The sequence below is a fragment of the Rhodococcus sp. 05-2255-1e genome (genome assembly GCF_002259025.1).
GTDB lineage: Bacteria > Actinomycetota > Actinomycetes > Mycobacteriales > Mycobacteriaceae > Rhodococcoides > Rhodococcoides fascians.
The window spans coordinates 127,857-145,992 of the sequence record NZ_NOZE01000023.1; the positions used below are offsets into that span (position 1 = coordinate 127,857).

The window sequence follows — 18,136 nt, forward strand, 5'->3', positions numbered from 1 at the left end:
CGAAAGAAGGTGTCACCGGCAGTTCGCGGTTGGTCAGAGACGATCGGCAGGACTCAGGGTGCGGGGCACGCCGGGCTGGTCAGCTGCGCGAGAGAAACGATGCCGCAGGCGTTCTCCTTGGAGAGCTTCCACACACCGTCCTCGGGGACGAACTTGAACGTGCCGGGGTTGGCCTGGCCGTTGAGAGTGATGGTGATACCCGCGTTGAGTTCACCGGTGCCCAGATCGTCGATGCTGGTGATCTCGATCTGTGCGTTGTTGGCCACAGCAGCGGCGGCAACCTGGTTGATCAGACCCGGATCCTCGGACGCACCCTGGATCAGAGCAGCCTTCTCCTCGACCGGAACGTTGGGATCGAGTCCGCGGTTGAGCTCGGTGTTGAGCTGCTCGACGGTGGGCACCGGCGGGTAGTCCCCGCCCGCGGGTGCAGCACTCGCGGTGGTGGTGGCAACCGTCGTGGTCGTGGCCGTCGTGCCGCCGTCTTCCGAGCTGCAGGCAGACATGGTCAATGCACCGGCGATGGCGATACCGGCAACCATGGCCCGTCGGGTGTTGCGAAGCTTCAAGTGCTTGTCCTTTTCACTCTGAGTCACGTATCGATCGTTCTGTGACTCGTCGGTCGTCTGTATGGGGGTCGTCTCGGACCGAGTCCACTATGTCAGCTCGACTCGCCCGAGTCACAACGCGAAGGCCATACCTGTGAAACCTCACAGAGTTTCCTCAGCCGCGCCACAACTCACGCCAAGCTGTCCAGAACATCGGCCACGACCAGGTCGGTGTCCGATTCTGCAAAAGTGCGGGCCGTTCCCGGACCGGTGGTCCGTGTCTCGAAACGGACCGTCACCACCGAGTGTCCCGCGCCCTGCACCCACCCGTGACCGTACCGAACATGCCGAACGTCCATACCCGGTTGCCACCGCGGACCGTCCTCGACCACGGCGAGATTCGCGGCCTCCTCAGTCGCGGGTAAAGGCTCGTCCGGGACCGGAGCAACCGGCTCGTACTCGAGTTCGGGGAACAACGATCCTTGCCGAACCGCGGACAGACCGGCGAGGCCTACACCGACGAGCCGGATCGGTCCGACATCCACCGGATCGACCGCCAACCGCTGAGCAGTGGCCACGATCGTCTGCTTGTCCACCGTCGCGTAGGGCAATGTCGCCGATCTGGTGATGATGCTCATGTCGGACTTACGCAACTTGAGCACGACCGTGCGGGCCCCCCGGCCGTCCTTCAGCAACCGGCGATGAGTCGACTCGACGATGGACTCGATCGCCGGGCGCAGTTGAGCGAGAGTCGTCAGGTCGTTCGCGAACGTCGTCTCGGCACTGACCTGCTTGGCCTCGGCCCGCTCGGCCACCACCCGGTTGTCGATGCCGCGCGCCAGCTGATGCAGGCTCGGCCCCATGGTCGCACCGAGAATCGACGCCACCTCCGACTCGGGCGTAGCCACGAACTTACCGATGGTGTCGATCCCCAAGCGATGCAACCGTTCTCCGGCAACAGGGCCGATCCCCCACAACTTGCGCACCGGCAGATCGGCCATCAACTCGGCCTGGATGCCGGGCGCTACCACCGTGATTCCATCGGGTTTGGCCAGACCCGACGCAATCTTGGCGATCTGTTTCCCGGACCCGGCACCGATGGAGGCGACGAGCCCGGTCTCTGCCAGTACCAGCGCCCGCAGATCGGCACAGAAGCGCTCGACCTCGGCCACCGTCGCGCCCGCCAGCTCGAGCGGCTCGCCGAAGGCCTCGTCGATCGAGAGCTGTTCCAGCACGGGCATGCGCACCCGAAGCGCCTCGAAGGCACGTCTGCTCAGCTCCGAGTACAGCGGGAACCGCGGCGGCAGGACCACTGCGCTCGCACCGACGAGTCGACGGGCCTGATGCATCGGCATCGCCGAACGAGCCCCGAACGCCCGGGCCTGGTAGCTGCACCCGGCCACCACGCCTCTGCCGCCTGCACCGCCGACCAACACCGGCCGACCCCGCAGCGTCGGCCGAGTCAGCTGCTCGGCAGACGCGAAGAACGCGTCCATGTCCAGATGCAACACCCAACGCCGGCTCCGCAGAGTCCGATCGACACTGTCGGGCATGGTCAACGACGGCCGTCGGGCGGCTCGGACGGGGCGTCGGCACCGAAGCCGAGCACACGTGCGGCCCGCTCCGGTCCGGGATCGGACCACAGTGCGGAGTACTGCTCCGTCGTGGTCAGCGACCGTGTGTGCGCACGATCGATGTACAGCGTGCCGGCGAGGTGATCGCTCTCGTGGGCCACCATCCGTGCGGGCCAGCCACGCACCACCTCGTCGATCTCTCGGCCGGTCTCGTCGGTGCACAGAAGCCGGACTTCCGCGGCGCGGGTGACGACGGCCTGATACCCCGGCACACTGAGGCAGCCCTCGTAGAACGAGGCCGTGCGTCGTCCTACCGGGGTGTACCGAGGATTGATCAACGCTCGGAACGACAACGGGGTGCGCTCCCGGACGAGGGCGACGCCCTCCGCAACATCGAAGAGATCCTCGATCACCGCGATCTGCAACGGAATTCCGATCTGCGGTGCAGCAAGGCCGACACCGGGCGCGTCGTGCATCGTCGCGCGCATCACCTCGATCAACTCCGTCAACACATCACGCTCGAGCTGACCGGTGTAGCGCAGCGCCGGGGCACGCAGCACCGGATGGCCGGCGGCGACGATGGGAACGACGCCGGCGCGAGCCTCGGAGAGACGCTCGTGCACGGCATCGACCACCTCCTCCTCGGTCACGACGACCCGGTGCCCCTCGCTCATATGCCCTCGGTCACGACGACTTCGTGATCGCTGCCCGAACTCCCTCACCGAGATCGCTGCCGTCATCGCCGACCGAGCCGTCGACCAGCGACAACGCGAGTACTTCGCGCGCGATCAGATCCCGATGAGCGTCCAGCCACGCCCGTCGATGTTCGGGTACCTCGATGACGATGTCGATACGGTCGGACACATCGAGTCCGTGGCTACGACGCGCATCCTGCAGCTCACGGATGCGGTCCTTGGCCCAACCCTCGGCCTCCAGCTCTTCGGTGACCGCCGAATCGAGCACCACGAGTCCTGCGTTCCCGGGCAGCGGTGCCGTCGATTCCGGCTCCGCGGCAACGAGTCTGCGGGTGTACTCCTCGGGCAGCAACGCGATGCCTGCGGCGCTCACGACACCGTCGGCATCTTCCGACCAGTCACCGGCCTTGACTGCCTTGATGACCTTCTGGACATCCTTACCGATCCGCGGACCGGCAGCGCGTGCGTTCACGACGAGCTCGAATTTGCCGTGCACGGCAACGTCTTCGGTCAGATCCACCTTCTTGACGTTGACCTCGTCGGCGATGATGTCGAGGAACGGACGCAGCCGCTCGGCGTCGGCGGCCGCGACGGTCACCTCGGGCAGCGGCAGCCGCACGCGCAGATTCTGTGCCTTACGCAGACCGAGCACCGTGGAGCACACGGTACGAACCTCGTCCATGCTGTCGACCAGCTCCGGGTCGGACGGCAACTCGTCGGCCGTCGGCCAATCCGTCAGGTGCACCGATCGGCCACCGGTCAATCCGCGCCAGACCACCTCGCTGATCAACGGCAACAACGGAGCGGCGATGCGGGTGAGCACTTCGAGCACGGTGTGCAGGGTGTCGATCGCGTCGGCCTCCTCGCCCCAGAAGCGTGAACGTGACCGTCGCACATACCAATTGGTCAGTGCGTCACAGAACGTACGCAGTTCGTCGCACGCCCCGGCGATGTCGTTCCCTTCGAGCGCGTCGGTGATCGCATCCCGCGTGGCGGACAGTTTGGCCAGCACGTATCGATCGAGCACATGCGGAGAATCGGTCCGCCACTGCCCCGGCGTCGACGCGTAGAGCTGCAAAAAGCTCCACGCGTTCCAGATCGGCAACAGCGCCTGCCGCACTCCCTCGCGGATGCCCTGCTCGGTGACGATCAGGTTGCCACCGCGCAGGATCGGCGACGACATCAGGAACCACCGCATGGCATCCGAGCCGTCGCGGTCGAAGACCTCCTTGACGTCCGGGTAGTTCCCCTTCGACTTACTCATCTTCAGACCGTCGTCACCGAGCACGATGCCATGGGCAGCAACGGTTTTGAAGGCAGGCCGGTCGAACAGTGCAGTCGCGAGCACGTGCAGGGTGTAGAACCAGCCGCGCGTCTGACCGTTGTATTCGACGATGAAGTCGCCCGGGTTGTGCGTCTGGAACCACTCCTCGTTCTCGAACGGGAAGTGCACCTGTGCATACGGCATCGAGCCCGATTCGAACCAGCAGTCCAGCACCTCGGGAACGCGACGCATCGTCGACTTGCCGGTCGGGTCGTCCGGGTTGGGACGCGTCAGGTCGTCGATGTACGGCCGATGCAGATCGGTGGGACGCACACCGAAGTCACGCTCGAGCTCGTCCAGGCTGCCGTACACGTCGAGACGAGGGTAGGCGGGGTCGTCGGACGTCCAGGCCGGGATCGGGCTGCCCCAGTACCGGTTTCGGCTGATGTTCCAGTCGCGGGCACCTTCGAGCCACTTGCCGAACTGACCGTCCTTGATGTGCTCGGGCACCCAGGTGATCTCCTGGTTGAGCTCGACCATCCGATCGCGGAACTTGGTGACCGCGACGAACCACGACGGAACCGCCATGTAGATCAGCGGCTGACCACTACGCCAACTGTGCGGGTACGAGTGCTCGATGGTCTCGTGCCGCAGCAAGCGGCCCGAGGCCTTGAGATCCTTGATGATCACCGGATTGGCGTCGAACACCATCAGGCCCTCGTAGGGCGGCACCAACGACGTGAATTTGCCGCCCGCATCGAGCGGTTGCACGACCTCGATCCCGTTCGCGGTGGCGACGTCCATGTCCTCCTCACCGAATGCCGGTGCGAGATGGACGATTCCGGTGCCGGAGTCGGTGGTGACGTAATCGGCCTTAAGAACGCGATGCGCATTCTCGTGGCCGAGGAAGAAGTCGTAGGGCGGTGCGTAGGCGAGGCCGACCAACTCCGCGCCGGTGTGCTCCGAGAGCACCTCCGGCTCCTCCCCCAGTTCCTTCGCATAGTGCGCGAGTCGGGCAGAGGCGAGCACGTAACGCTCACCGTCGGCACCGCGGACCTGAATGTAGTGCACCTCCGGATGCACCGCGATCGCGAGGTTCGACGGCAGAGTCCACGGAGTGGTGGTCCAGATCAGTGCGTTCGCGCCGTCCAGGGGTGTGCCCGGTGCCGTCAAGGGCATGGTGACGGTGACCGCGGGGTCCTGACGCATCTTGTAGGCGTCGTCGAGCCGGGTCTCCTGGTTGGACAGCGGCGTCTGCTCGTACCAGCTGTACGGCAGCACTCGGTAGCCCTGGTAGATCAGGCCCTTGTCGTGGAGCGTCTTGAACGCCCACATGACGGACTCCATGAAGTCGACGTCGAGGGTCTTGTAGTCGTTGTCGAAGTCGACCCACCGCGCCTGCCGAGTGACGTAATCCCGCCACTCGTCGGTGTACTGCAACACCGATTGCTTGCAGTAGGCGTTGAACTTCGCCAGGCCCATCTCGTCGATCTCGGACTTGTCCTTGATCCCGAGTTGCTTCTCCGCTTCCAATTCGGCGGGAAGGCCGTGGCAGTCCCACCCGAAACGACGCTCGACCTTCTTGCCGCGCATGGTCTGGAACCGGGGCACGAGATCCTTGACGTACCCGGTGAGCAGATGGCCGTAGTGCGGCAAGCCGTTGGCGAACGGAGGTCCGTCGTAGAAAACGAATTCCTCGGCATCGGCGCGGTTGTCGATGCTGGCGCGGAACGTGACGTCCTCGGCCCATTCGTGCAGCACGATGCGCTCGAGATCGGGAAACGGAACGCTTCCCGATCGACCTTCGGCCAGATCCACCAGCGGGTACGACGCGTTCTCGGTGCGTGCGCTCGAATCTGTCATATCTGTCTCCTCCGTGCCGGACGCGTACAGGACGCGACATCGATTGGCACGGGGACGACATTCGGCGATGGGGACGCCGAGTACCGCGGTACCACCCCGCTTGCTCGGACCGATGGAACCCGTCGGACCGAGCCTCTCCACACGAGCTGTAACGGGCTCACCCGTTCGGTTCTACTGAACAGCCCATTTCGGTCGTTGCAGACCGAAACGTCACTGTCGTTCTTCCGAAGGCTCCCCGGTGATGGCCGGATCGACGCCTGATTGTTCTTTCGTCTGACAACCGTCGAACTGATGCACTACCGCCTGGTGTACTGCCGCCTGATGCACTACCGCGTAGATGCTACCTGTCGATCTCGGGCGGTGGCCGTCGCCCGAGCAAAGCCCCGACCAGGAGCAGCACCGCCCCGACTATGCAGATCACGATGCAGGCCCAGGCCCAGACAACCGATCCGGTCATCAGGGCCAACACCAGGAACCCGAACCCGACAGCCGCCGCGCCGAGAGTCAGAATCAGCACAGGATTCCTCGCTCACCACTCGACGCTACAACCGAACCCGACGCTGCCCCGAGAGGCAGCGTCGGAGAACGATCGCGTCAGTTGTTGCCCTTGGCGTACGACTGGCTGTAGCCGGACGTCTGGTTGTCCTGGTTGAAGTTGTCCTGGCCGTTGTCCACCGGCAGCGCCGAGGAACGGTTCTCGAGCTCTTCGAGCTGCGATTCGAGGTACGACTTGAGGCGCACCCGGTATTCGCGCTCGAACGTCTTGAGCTGCTCGATGCGACCTTCCAGCACGGACCGCTGCTGGTTGATCGTCGCCATGATCTCGGTGTGCTTGCGCTCGGCGTCGGCCTGCAATGCGTCGGCCTTCTCCTTGGCCTGGCGAAGCTGGGTCTCGGAGCGAGTCTGTGCATCGGTGAGCAGCGACTCGGACTTCTGCCGCGCTTCGGACATCATCGACTCCGAGCGAGCGCGGGCATCCGACACCAGCCGTTCGGCGTTGGTGCGCGCATTACCGAGCAGCTGCTCGGACTCGGTCTTCGCATCGCCGGTGAGGCGGTCCGCCATCTCCTGCGCGAGACCGAGAATCTTCGCGGCCTGCATGTTCGAGTCGCCGCTCTGCTGCGGTGCTGCGGCCACGGGAGCGACCGGCGCGGGCTGCTGAACCACCGGTGGCGGCTTGGGGGGATCGACCGGCCGCTGCGGCTCGGCTTTCGGTGCGGCGACCGGAGCCGACTGTGGGCTCTGGCGCGCAGAGTTCTTGGCGTCCGCAAGCTCCTGGTCGAGCTCACCGACGCGCTGGCGCAGGTCGGCGTTCTCTTCGATCAGTCGGGACAACTCTTGCTCGACGAGGTCGAGAAATGCGTCGACCTCGTCTTCGTTGTAACCGCGCTTACCGATGGGCGGCTTGCTGAACGCAACGTTGTGCACATCAGCTGGAGTCAGCGGCATGGAAGGATCCCTTCACGCGTCTTGGGGCGGTAGAGCAAGCATTCAGTTATATGCCATTCCGCGCGAGTGCAGAACAATCAAACTGTAACTGGCGTCCATTCTGTCACACGGGACACGCAGCTTGCGCTGGGTCCCGAGTTCTAACATTCCATCTTCGGCCTCAGGCCGCGAGGCTGCTGGTCACATTCCACAGAATGAACACGACGAACAGCAAGACCATGATCGACAGGTCCAAGCGCACACCACCGAGGTTGAGCGGCGGAATTATCCTGCGCAGGAACTTCACGGGCGGGTCGGTGACCGTGAAGATCGCCTCCAGAAGGATGACGACCAGCCCGGTCGGTTGCCAATCTCTCGCGAAAGTCCTGATGAACTCGACGATGATTCGACCGATGAGAAGGAGCCAAAAAAGAAACAATACGATGTTGATCACCGTGAACACGATCACGGCTATACTCTGCCTGACTTCGCCGGGCTGAGCAAAGTGCGCTGGTCACAGCTCCGACTTGCCGCCCCAAGGGGAGAAACGATCACTGCTGACTGTAGAAGCCGGTTTCCGCGATTCGCCTGCGCTCCTGCGGGGATACATCGACATCGGCCGGCGATAGCAGGAACACCTTCGTGGCCACCTTGTCGAACGATCCACGGAGCGCGAAGGCCAATCCGGCAGCGAAGTCGACGAGTCGCTTGGCGTCGGCGTTGCTCATTTCGACGAGATCCATGATGACCGGAGTGCCGTCACGGAAACGCTCACCGATGGTGCGCGCCTCGCTGTAGTCCCTCGGGCGCAGGGTGGTGATCTTCGACAGTGGGCCGCCGTCGTCGACGATCGGGCTGCGTCGCGTCTCGGCCCGCACGTCCATGCGGGTGTCCATCGCCAGCGCGCCACGGGTGGCAGCGCCTCGGGTCGACGGTCCTGCTGTGCCGCGTGCGCGTCCACCGATCGGAGCGAGCGTGGCAGCGGGGCGAGGAGCCTCGTAATCGTCGTAGTCGTCGTCGGCCTGCGCGTGCCGCGAGCCACCGAACGACGGCTTGACGAAGTCACGATCGTCGAGGTCGTCGTAACCGTCACGGCCACCACGGGGACTGCGGCGGGTGTCCGGATCGTCGAGGTAGTCGTCCTCGTAGTCCGCGAGCGGAACCATGCCGAAGTACGCCTTGAACTTGTGCAGGGTGCTCATCGTTCTGCCTTCCGTGGCCGTGTCTACTGTCCATCTCCAGGTTCGCAAGTGTCTGTTGTGACTGATGTGATCCGTGGACTGTTATTGGGAGGCTATCGGCCGCGCACCGAGTATTGCGGTACCGACACGCACGCACGTCGATCCGTGTCGCACAGCAGCTTCCAGGTCCCCCGTCATACCGGCCGACAACTCGCGGGCATCGGGATGATCACGCAGAAGTCGCTGATGCAGCACCTCGAGATCACCGAACGCAGCGTCCGCATCGGCGTCCAACGGAGGTACGGCCATCAGTCCCGCCAGACGCAAGCCGGGTGCGGTCGACACCGCGTCGGTCAACTCGTACAGGTCCCCGCGTTCGACGCCGCCGCGGTGGACATCGCCATCGAGACTGACCTGAACGAGGACGTCGAGCGGCGTCGTCCGAGCGCCGTCGTCGAGTGCTGTCTCGGTGGCCTTGGACAGCGCGGTGACCAATCGAGCACTGTCCACCGAGTGAATGGAGTGCGCCCACGCAGCGATGGACTTCGCCTTGTTTCGCTGGAGATGCCCGATCATGTGCCACCGCGGCGGATCACCGCGGAACTCTTCGGCGGTCTCGGCCACCTTGGGCGACGCATCCTGCTCTCTGGACTCGCCGAACTCACGGCAGCCCAGCTCGTACAGGATCCGAACGTCGGACGCGGGGAAGAACTTCGTCACCGGCAGCAGAGTCACGGTCGAGTCTTCTCGACCTGCGTCCGCACATGCTCGCGCCAGTCGTTCGCGTACCGACGCCAACGCGGCGGCGATCTCGGCAGCTCGGTCGGTGGGCTCGCTCACGACATCCTCTCCTGGCCGGAGTCGGGAACCTCGTCCGCGGATGCGGAATCCATCCACACGACGCTCGCGATACGGCCGGTCGAACCCTCCCGGCGATGGCTGAACAGGGTGCGATCCTCGATGGTGCACCGGGGATCCTGAGCCACTCCGTGCAGTCCTGCGGCGATCAGCTGCGCGCGCACACCTGCCGGGATATCGAGACCGGGGGTGTTCCGAACCGTCGTCGTCGCGCTTCCGGGAAGATGCTTGTCGACGTCGGCGCGCATGTGGGCGGGTACCTCGTACTGACGCCCACTGGCCGCCGGGCCGAGGAAGGCCCCGATCCTCTCCGGGACCGCGCCCAGCTCGACCATCGACGCAAGTACTCGAGGAATGATGCCGATGCGGGCACCGACGCGGCCGGCGTGTACCGCGGCGATCACGCCCGCCTCTTCGTCGGACAGCAATACCGGAACACAGTCGGCCGTCAACACCACGAGCGCGAGATCGCGCTGCGTCGTCACCAACGCATCGGTCATGGGAACGGGCTCGGACACCGGCCCGTCCACCACCGTGACGGTGCGGCCGTGGACCTGTTCCATGAACACCAAGCGTTCGATGCCCATACCCAACCGGTCACCGAGGCGTCGACGGTTGGCCTCGACAGCAGCCGGGTCGTCGCCTACGTGGTCACCGAGATTGAAGGTGTCGAACGGCGGGGCCGACACGCCGCCTGCTCGCGTCGTCGACACCCGCCTGACCCGAAAGGAGTCACTCACCGCCGCATGAAGGACGGTACGTCGACCTCGTCTTCGCCGTCGTCCTCGGCGACGGGAACGCGGCGTCCGGATCCGACCGACTCGCGGCCCTGACCACCGGAATCCCGGCCGTGACCGGCTGCGGACTCGCGACTGGACGATTCGCGGTTCGACGAGCTGGACGAGTTCAGCGGGGGCAGGCTCGATCCGCTGGGTGCGCCGACCGGGTCGCGGAACACAGCGCCCTCGGAGCTGTCGTTGGAGCGTGAGGAGACCTCCCCCGAGCGCGCCGATCCGATCGGGCCACGGGTGGATGCCGCTGCCTCGACCGGACGACGCGTGGGCGTTCCTCCGTCGAACCCGGCGGCGATGACGGTGACACGAACCTCGTCACCGAGAGAGTCGTCGATGACGGTTCCGAAGATGATGTTGGCGTCGATGTGCGCAGCTTCCTGGACCAGCGAGGCGGCCTCGTTGATCTCGAACAGGCCGAGATCCGAGCCACCCGCGATGGAGAGCAGCACTCCGCGGGCACCTTCCATGGACGCTTCCAGCAGCGGCGAGTTGATCGCGGATTCCGCGGCCTTGATCGCGCGGCCTTCACCGCGGGAGGAACCGATGCCCATCAGCGCACTGCCTGCGCCGGACATGACGCCCTTGACGTCGGCGAAGTCGACGTTGATCAGCCCGGGGGTGGTGATCAGATCGGTGATGCCCTGAACACCGTTGAGCAAGACCTCGTCGGCACTGCGGAACGCATCCATGAGGCTGACGGCCGCGTCGCCGAGCTGAAGCAGACGATCGTTGGGAATGACGATGAGCGTGTCGCAGGATTCACGCAGCTGCTGGATACCGGTGTCGGCCTGGCCACCACGGCGCTTGCCCTCGAAAGAGAACGGGCGCGTCACGACGCCGACGGTCAGCGCGCCGAGCTTGCGCGCGATGTTGGCGACGACGGGAGCGCCACCGGTACCGGTTCCGCCGCCCTCACCTGCGGTGACGAAGACCATGTCGGCACCCTTGAGGACCTCTTCGATCTCGTCCTTGTGGTCGTCCGCTGCGCGGCGACCCACCTCGGGGTCGGCACCGGCACCGAGTCCGCGAGTCAGCTCACGGCCGACGTCGAGCTTGACGTCGGCGTCACTCATCAGCAAGGCCTGAGCGTCGGTGTTGACGGCGATGAACTCGACTCCCTTGAGTCCCTGTTCGATCATCCGGTTGACCGCGTTCACGCCGCCGCCGCCGATGCCGACGACCTTGATTACGGCGAGGTAGTTGTGCGGGGGCGTCATGGGCTCTCGCCTTCCGTGGATTGTTGCTCGAAAAATGTGGAAAACCCTCAACCTAAACCACAGGCTTAGAGTTATGTCAAGTACTCGACTGATCGGAACGCTATTCACCGACGGCCACGATCGCCATTAGGCGCGCCGATGCCGCGCCGAAAATATGAGCCTTTAGGGCCCGTCGCTACTTCGTGGTCGGAAGATCGGGGCTGGACACGTCGAAAATCTGACCCGGTTGCGACAGCAACGCGATGGCCACCGCCCCCTTGCGCTCGGAGTTGTCCTTGTTCCCCCACACGACGGTACGCCCGTCCAACAGGAGGATCGAGATGTCGGACAGCGTGCTCGCGCGCACTTCGCCGACCTGACCTCGAATCAGCGGCGGCAGCGAATCGAGCACAGCCAGTGCATCTTTCGTCACCGGATCGCCGAAGACAGGATTGTCGGTCACCAGTCGGACCACCCCGGGCGGAGGCGGTGCGACGGCGAAGTCCACGCCGGTTGCATCGAGCAAGTGAGTGCCGTCGGGAGAATCGACGAACGCCACCGGGACACGTTCTTCGACGGTGACCTGCACGGTGGACGGGTATTTCCGTTGCACCCGAACCGATGCCAGCTCCGGTATCGACGCAACACGCTGGGCCGCGGCCGCGGCGTCTACCCGGACCAGCGGCAGGCCGGTCGGCACCTCGAGTCGGTCGAGGATCTCCTGTTCGGACACCGACGAGGCTCCCACGACCGAAATCGTCCGAACCGACAGCAGCGGCGTGAAGTAGACCAGTACTGCCGACCCGACGATCACTGCGACAACCGCCACGACGGCAAGCACCGCGCGACGGCGTGACCGTTTCACGCGAGCGCGCTCTTCTTCCCTGGCCTGCGCGCGAGCTTGCCTGTCTGTGACCGACGACGTCGAATCACCCTGCCCGGCAACGGGTTCCGATCTGGAAGCGCGGTCTCGATCGGACCGACGAGTCACGTCGACGGCCGATCCTTCGGTACCGCGCGGCCGGTCGTGGCACCGAAATCGGTCTTGGAACGAAGGGCGTCGAGAATGGGCCCGCCGAGCATGGTCACGTCGCCCGCACCCATCGTGATCACCACGTCGCCGGGACGACTGAGATTGGCCACCTGCTTGGCGACCAACGACAGATCCGGTTGATAGTTCACCGGTTTGGTCACCGACGCTGCGACCAAGGCACCGGTCACACCGGGCAGGGGTTCCTCGCGAGCGCCGTAGACATCGAGCACCACGATCTCGTCGGCCAACGACAGTGCGGTACCGAATTCCTCGGCGAACGTCGCAGTGCGCGAGTACAGATGCGGTTGGAACACCACCACGACCCGCCCCCGCTCGCCACCCTCGAGGGCCTGACCCGCGACCAACGCCTGCGCAGCGGTCAGCACAGCCCGCACCTCGGTGGGGTGATGGGCGTAGTCGTCGAACACTCGGACTCCGTGCTCGCGTCCGGTGAACTGGAACCGCCGGTGCACTCCCCCGAATCCGGTCAGCCCGGCCAGCAACTCCTCGACCCCCGCGCCCACCTGGCGGGCAGCCACGAACGCCGCCAGGGCGTTGAGGGCGGTGTGCCGTCCCGGTACTCCCAGCCGAACCGTGCGGGCAGAGTCCTCACCGGCGATCTGCAACTGCGCGACGCCCCCGATGTCCTCGGGCTCCCAGGCCAACAGACGAACGGCCATCTCCACCGGTCCGGCGTCGACGTCGGACGACCCGTAGCCGAGCACCGTCACTCCGGGAAGATTCTTCTCGACCACGCGGCGGGCCAGAGCTGCCGAACCCGGATCGTCCATGCATGCAACCAGCACACCGCCCGGGTGCAGCAGCGCGGCGAAATCGTCGAACACCTTCACGTAGGCCTCGGTCGTACCGAAGAAATCGAGATGATCGGCCTCGATGTTCGTCACGATGATCACGTTCGCCGAGTACTGCAACAGCGAACCGTCACTCTCGTCCGCCTCGGCGACGAAGACGTCGCCACTGCCGTGATGCGCGTTGGTTCCGGCCTCGTTGAGCTCACCGCCGACCGCGAACGACGGGTCGAACCCACAGTGCTGCAGTGCGACGACCAACATCGATGTGGTCGACGTCTTCCCGTGCGTGCCCGACACCAGCAGGGTGCGGTATCCCTCCATCAACGACGCGAGGACGGCGGGCCGCAACACCACCGGAATCCCGCGATCGCGAGCTTCGACGAGTTCGGGGTTGGTCTTGGGTATGGCCGCGTGGGTCGTCACGACCACGGTGGGGCCGCCGTCGATCATGTCCAGTGCGCTTGCATCGTGCCCGATTCGCACCAGCGCACCGCGGGCTCGCAGCGCCAACACCCCGCGCGATTCCTTGGCATCCGATCCGGACACCTGACCACCGCGCGCCAGCAGAATGCGTGCGATGCCGGACATCCCGGCACCGCCGATTCCCACCATGTGCACCCGTTCGAGCTCTGCCGGCAACTCCGACATCGCCGCACCCTCAGTTGTCACGCGGACGTCTCCCTCGTTCTGTGGCATTCTCGCCGCCGCCCGGTTCAGCGCCGCGCCGCGTGCGCGGTATCGAGCACGATCTGCGCGACAGCAGCCGCAGCACCCTTGTGACCGGCTCCTGCCGCAGCACGGGACATCGCGGCGATGCGCTCGGTGTCGGCCACCAAAGCCACGACCGTGTCGGTCACGTACTGCGCGCTCAGCGTCGCGTCGGCTACCAGGATGCCACCTCCGGCGTCGACGACGGGACGGGCATTGAGCTCCTGCTCACCGTTGCCGTGCGGTAGAGGCACGTACACGGCAGGAAGCCCGGTCGCGGAGACTTCGGCGACCGTCATGGCACCGGACCGGCAGATCGCGAGGCCGGCCGCCGCGTAGGCCAGGTCCATCCGGTCGATGTAGGGCACTGCGACGTACGGAGCATCCGGATTGCTCTGCTCCACGTCGAGTGTGTTCTTGGGACCGTGTGCGTGCAGAACCGAGATGCCGGCGGCGGCAAGGGCGGCCGCGGCACCGGACACTGCGTCGTTGAGTGAACGCGCGCCCTGTGAACCGCCGAACACCAGCAGCACCGGCCCGTGTTCGGGCAGACCGAAATGAGCGCGAGCCTGCGACCGCATCGCTGCGCGATCGAGACCGGTGATGGTGGGCCGCACCGGAATTCCGATCACTTCTGCATCCACGGACCCCGATGCAGAGATACCAGATCCGGCGACGGCGGCAAGGACTCGTTCGGCGCTGCGTGCACCGACCTTGTTCGCGATGCCGGCGCGGGCATTGGCCTCGTGAATGATCACCGGAATACGGCCGCCGCGACCGAGAAGTCGACCGCGGGCAGCGAGATACGCAGGCAGCGCGACGTAGCCGCCGAATCCGACCAGTACATCGGCCTCGACCGCAGCGAAGATCTCCCGGGTTCGACGCACCGACCGTGCGACCCGAACCGGTAACTTCACCAGGTCGAGAGTGGGCTTGCGAGGCAGCGGCACGGGCGGTATCAGTTCCAGCGCGTAGCCGCGGGCAGGTACCAGTGTCGTTTCGAGCCCCCGGCTGCTGCCGAGGGCGGTGACGGTGACGGTGGGGTCGAGCTCGCGTAGGGCGTCGGCCACGGCGAGCGCGGGCTCGATGTGTCCGGCGGTTCCGCCTCCGGCCACCACCACGGATATCGGCCTCGATGTCTGCTTCACCGTCGATATCCTCGCTCACCCGAGCGGACCGGCGGACGACCGGGTTGCGGTTCCGGACGCGGCCGATACGGCGACCGAGGTCCGGCGGCGTACCCGCTGCCGGTGTCTCGGCGTTGGGGCTCGGCACGGCGGGCGTGGCCACGGGGGGCGTTCCTGGCCGACCCGTTGGGGCCGGCCGTGTCCACCCGTGAACTCGACACCCGGGTACGTCCGGGCTCGGGTGACCGTGCCCCGCGGCCGTCCTTGTTCTTGCGGGACTCGAGACGTGTGCGATCCTGCGCCGCCAACGTGGGACGGGTGGATTTGGAGCGTGCCATCGCGGCCCGCTTCGGCGAGAAGACAGCAGGCAGCGGCAATCTCAGAGCTCGGGCGATACGACCCTCTTGCCCGGCGTGCAGCGCGGCGATGGCTTCCGGTTCGTGTCGGGCCGCACTGGCGATGATCCCGAACATCAACAGCGTGATGGCCGTGGACGTACCGCCGTAGGACACCAGCGGCAGCTGCAGACCGGTCACCGGCAGCAGCCCGACCACATAACCGATGTTGATCATGGCCTGACCGAACACCCAGCACGTTGCGCCTGCAGTCAACAGACGCAGGAACGGATCGACCGACCGCATCGCGATGCGCAGGCCGGTGTAGACGAAGAGACCGAACAATCCGATGACGGCGAGGCAGCCGATCATGCCGAGCTCCTCGCCGATGATCGCGAAGATGAAGTCGTTGTGCGCGTTGGGGAGATAGCTCCATTTCGCGCGACTCTGTCCCAATCCGCGACCGAACAGTCCGCCGTCGGCCAAGGAGTACTTGGCCTGGGTGGACTGATACGACAGACCCTGGGTGTCCTCCCCCGGGTTGAGCCAGGCCTTGACGCGGTTCGAGCGGTAGCCGGCGGTGAACGCGAGCACGGTCGCCAGAGCCAAACCGGTCACCAGGACTGCTCCGAACAGCCGGGCGTTGAGGCCGGCGAACCACAGCAGTGCGACGAGAATGATGCCCAGGGCGATCGCGGTACTGAGGTTGGGCTGGAGCACGACGAGCAGACACATGAGCAGGCCCGCAGGCAGCAACGGCACCAGCAGCGACTTGATGTTGCCGTGCTCACTGCGACGGGAGGCCAGCAGGTGCGCTCCCCACAGAACCAACGCGACCTTCGCCAGCTCGGACGGCTGGAACGAGACGACACCGAAGTCGAACCAACGCCGTGCGCCCTGACGCTCGGCACCGATACCGGGGATCAACACCAGCATCAACATCGTGATCGAGACCAGGAAGAGCGGGAACGACAATTTGCGCAGGTATCGCACCGGCAGCCGAAGCGCCGCATAGAACGCGACCACACCCAGTGCGACACCGATCAGCTGTTGTGTGAACAGCGCGTAGCCGGACTCGTCGGCTGCGAACGATTCGGCCGACGACGCGGACAGCACCATCACCAGTCCGAGCACGGTGAGCAGCACCGCGATCGTGACGATGAGGTGGAACGACGCCAGCGGCCGACCGAACCACAGCCCGATTCGGGTGCGCGGCGTGGTAGTGCGACGAGGTGGACGCGCCGGTCGAGCTGCGGTGGTCACGATCGCGGCGATCCGAGGGCGGCGATGTCGAGGCGCTCGACGGACTCGGCGAAGCTTCGGCCGCGGTGACCGTAATCGACGAACATGTCCAACGACGCAGCCGCGGGGGCCAGCAGGACGGTATCGCCGGAGGCGGCGAACCCCGCAGCGTGGTCGACGGCCGCTCGCATCACCGCATCTGCATCTTCAGCCTCATGAGTCACACCAGCATCGTCTCCCGAAGGGAGCCTGACGACCGGAACATCGGGGGCGTGTCGCGCCAAAGCCTCTGCGATCTGCATCCCATCGCGGCCCAACACCACCGCAGCCACGAGCCGATCGGCGATCTCGACGACCAGATCGTCGATCACCGCACCCTTCAACAACCCGCCCGCGATCCACACGACCCGATCGTGCGCGAGGATCGACGAGCGCGCGGCATGCGGATTCGTCGCCTTGGAATCGTCGACGAACGTCACCCCACCGAGTTCACGCACCACTGCGGCCCGATGCGGTCCCACCCGGTACGTCCGCAAACCGTTTCGGACGGCCTCGGCGTCGACACCGATCGATCGCGCCAACGCAGCCGCGGCCAACGCGTCGAGCACACCGGACGGGCCACTCGGTTCCACCTCGTCGGCCCGGAGCAACTCGACGTTGTCCCCGAACGCACGATCGACGAGCATTCCCGCCCGCACTCCCAGCTCGCCCGCGGCGGGTTCGTCCAGGCGGAAACCGACGACCGTCTCAGCCGGTGCCCCCGCCCGCAGACCGGCCGCCACCGCGTCGTCGAGTCCGACGACCCCGACGTCCCCGCTCAACGCGCGAGCCTTGGCCTCGACGTAACCGTCCATGCCCCCGTGCCAGTCCAGATGATCCTCGGCGATGTTGAGCACCACCCCCGCCGCGGGACGAACCGACGGTGCCCAGAACAGCTGGAAGGACGACAGCTCGACCGCGAGGACACGGGGATGCCGGGCACCGCGCAACGCGTCGGCGATGGGGAGGCCGATGTTTCCGCAGGCGACGGAGTCGATTCCGGCAGCGTCGAGGATCGACGCGAGCATCGAGGTGGTGGTCGTCTTACCGTTCGTACCGGTGACAACCAGCCAACGAGCGCGCGGGCCGTACACCTCGGCGCGGTCGAGATGCCACGAGAACTCCACGTCGCCCCACACCGGGACGGCGTGGTCGGCGGCCGCAGCCAGCACCGGAGAGTCCGGCCGGAACCCGGGACTGGTGACGACGAGCGCAAAGGCCGCGATCGCGTCCGGATCGGCGAGCAGATCGTCCTGAACCACCACGGCAGCACCGAGCGCCGACGCCTCGTCGAGCGCAGCTCGGTTCGAGTCGGTGACGGTCACGAGTGCGCCGAGGTCCAGCAGTGGGCGTACGACGGCCAGCCCGGAGATGCGCGCACCGGTGACCAGCACCGAACTATCGCGCAACCAGGACAGATGGGTCGAGGCTTCGGTCATTGC

16 protein-coding genes are annotated in these 18,136 nt (G+C 65.8%); all 16 read right to left on the reverse strand.

Annotated features, from left to right (window positions below):
- Positions 1-53: 53 nt before the first annotated feature.
- The 16 genes from CH262_RS15270 to murD all read right to left on the reverse strand — a co-directional run bounded on the left by CH262_RS15270 (position 54) and on the right by murD (position 18,133).
- Entirely contained in the window at positions 54-539 is a 486-nt protein-coding gene (locus tag CH262_RS15270; RefSeq protein WP_230591182.1) for a hypothetical protein, read from the reverse strand.
- A gap of 197 nt (positions 540-736) precedes the next feature.
- Entirely contained in the window at positions 737-2,098 is a 1,362-nt protein-coding gene (locus tag CH262_RS15275; RefSeq protein ID WP_051365163.1) for a DNA polymerase IV, read from the reverse strand.
- A 2-nt stretch (positions 2,099-2,100) separates the two neighbouring features.
- Positions 2,101-2,793, reverse strand: coding sequence for a peptide deformylase (locus CH262_RS15280; protein WP_179275015.1), 693 nt, complete (start codon positions 2,791-2,793; stop codon positions 2,101-2,103).
- 10 nt (positions 2,794-2,803) lie between these two features.
- Positions 2,804-5,941, reverse strand: coding sequence for an isoleucine--tRNA ligase (gene ileS, locus CH262_RS15285; protein ID WP_094718011.1), 3,138 nt, complete (start codon positions 5,939-5,941; stop codon positions 2,804-2,806).
- 340 nt (positions 5,942-6,281) lie between these two features.
- A complete protein-coding gene (locus CH262_RS27685) occupies positions 6,282-6,458 on the reverse strand; it encodes a hypothetical protein (protein WP_027497336.1) in 177 nt (58 codons plus the stop codon).
- Between the two features lie 77 nt (positions 6,459-6,535).
- Positions 6,536-7,390 carry a DivIVA-like cell division protein Wag31 gene (gene wag31 / locus CH262_RS15290; RefSeq protein WP_027497337.1) on the reverse strand — a complete coding sequence of 285 codons (855 nt, stop codon included), beginning with the start codon at positions 7,388-7,390 and terminating at the stop codon, positions 6,536-6,538.
- Between the two features lie 160 nt (positions 7,391-7,550).
- Positions 7,551-7,838, reverse strand: coding sequence for a YggT family protein (locus CH262_RS15295; protein WP_027497338.1), 288 nt, complete (start codon positions 7,836-7,838; stop codon positions 7,551-7,553).
- Between the two features lie 82 nt (positions 7,839-7,920).
- The gene (locus CH262_RS15300; protein WP_032386945.1) at positions 7,921-8,571 is read right to left on the reverse strand and encodes a cell division protein SepF; all 651 of its coding nucleotides are present in this window, start codon (positions 8,569-8,571) and stop codon (positions 7,921-7,923) included.
- 81 nt (positions 8,572-8,652) lie between these two features.
- The gene (locus tag CH262_RS15305) at positions 8,653-9,390 is read right to left on the reverse strand and encodes a YggS family pyridoxal phosphate-dependent enzyme (protein WP_032386946.1); all 738 of its coding nucleotides are present in this window, start codon (positions 9,388-9,390) and stop codon (positions 8,653-8,655) included.
- Positions 9,387-10,148 (reverse strand): peptidoglycan editing factor PgeF, encoded by a 762-nt coding sequence (gene pgeF / locus CH262_RS15310; protein WP_052057179.1) that lies wholly within the window; start codon positions 10,146-10,148, stop codon positions 9,387-9,389. Before pgeF ends, CH262_RS15305 begins: the two co-directional genes overlap by 4 nt.
- Positions 10,145-11,419, reverse strand: coding sequence for a cell division protein FtsZ (gene ftsZ, locus CH262_RS15315; protein ID WP_027497341.1), 1,275 nt, complete (start codon positions 11,417-11,419; stop codon positions 10,145-10,147). The genes pgeF and ftsZ overlap by 4 nt, the downstream gene beginning before the upstream one ends.
- A 175-nt stretch (positions 11,420-11,594) precedes the next feature.
- Positions 11,595-12,263, reverse strand: coding sequence for a cell division protein FtsQ/DivIB (locus CH262_RS15320; RefSeq protein ID WP_230593424.1), 669 nt, complete (start codon positions 12,261-12,263; stop codon positions 11,595-11,597).
- 122 nt (positions 12,264-12,385) lie between these two features.
- Entirely contained in the window at positions 12,386-13,891 is a 1,506-nt protein-coding gene (gene murC / locus CH262_RS15325; protein WP_048318676.1) for a UDP-N-acetylmuramate--L-alanine ligase, read from the reverse strand.
- Positions 13,892-13,956: 65 nt separating this feature from the next.
- A complete protein-coding gene (gene murG, locus CH262_RS15330; RefSeq protein ID WP_218829305.1) occupies positions 13,957-15,099 on the reverse strand; it encodes an undecaprenyldiphospho-muramoylpentapeptide beta-N-acetylglucosaminyltransferase in 1,143 nt (380 codons plus the stop codon).
- On the reverse strand, positions 15,096-16,676 hold the full coding sequence (ftsW, locus tag CH262_RS15335) for a putative lipid II flippase FtsW (RefSeq protein ID WP_027497345.1): 1,581 nt from the start codon (positions 16,674-16,676) through the stop codon (positions 15,096-15,098). The genes murG and ftsW overlap by 4 nt, the downstream gene beginning before the upstream one ends.
- Positions 16,673-18,133, reverse strand: a complete 1,461-nt coding sequence (gene murD, locus CH262_RS15340; RefSeq protein ID WP_032386948.1) for a UDP-N-acetylmuramoyl-L-alanine--D-glutamate ligase — start codon at positions 18,131-18,133, stop codon at positions 16,673-16,675. Before murD ends, ftsW begins: the two co-directional genes overlap by 4 nt.
- Positions 18,134-18,136: the final 3 nt, after the last annotated feature.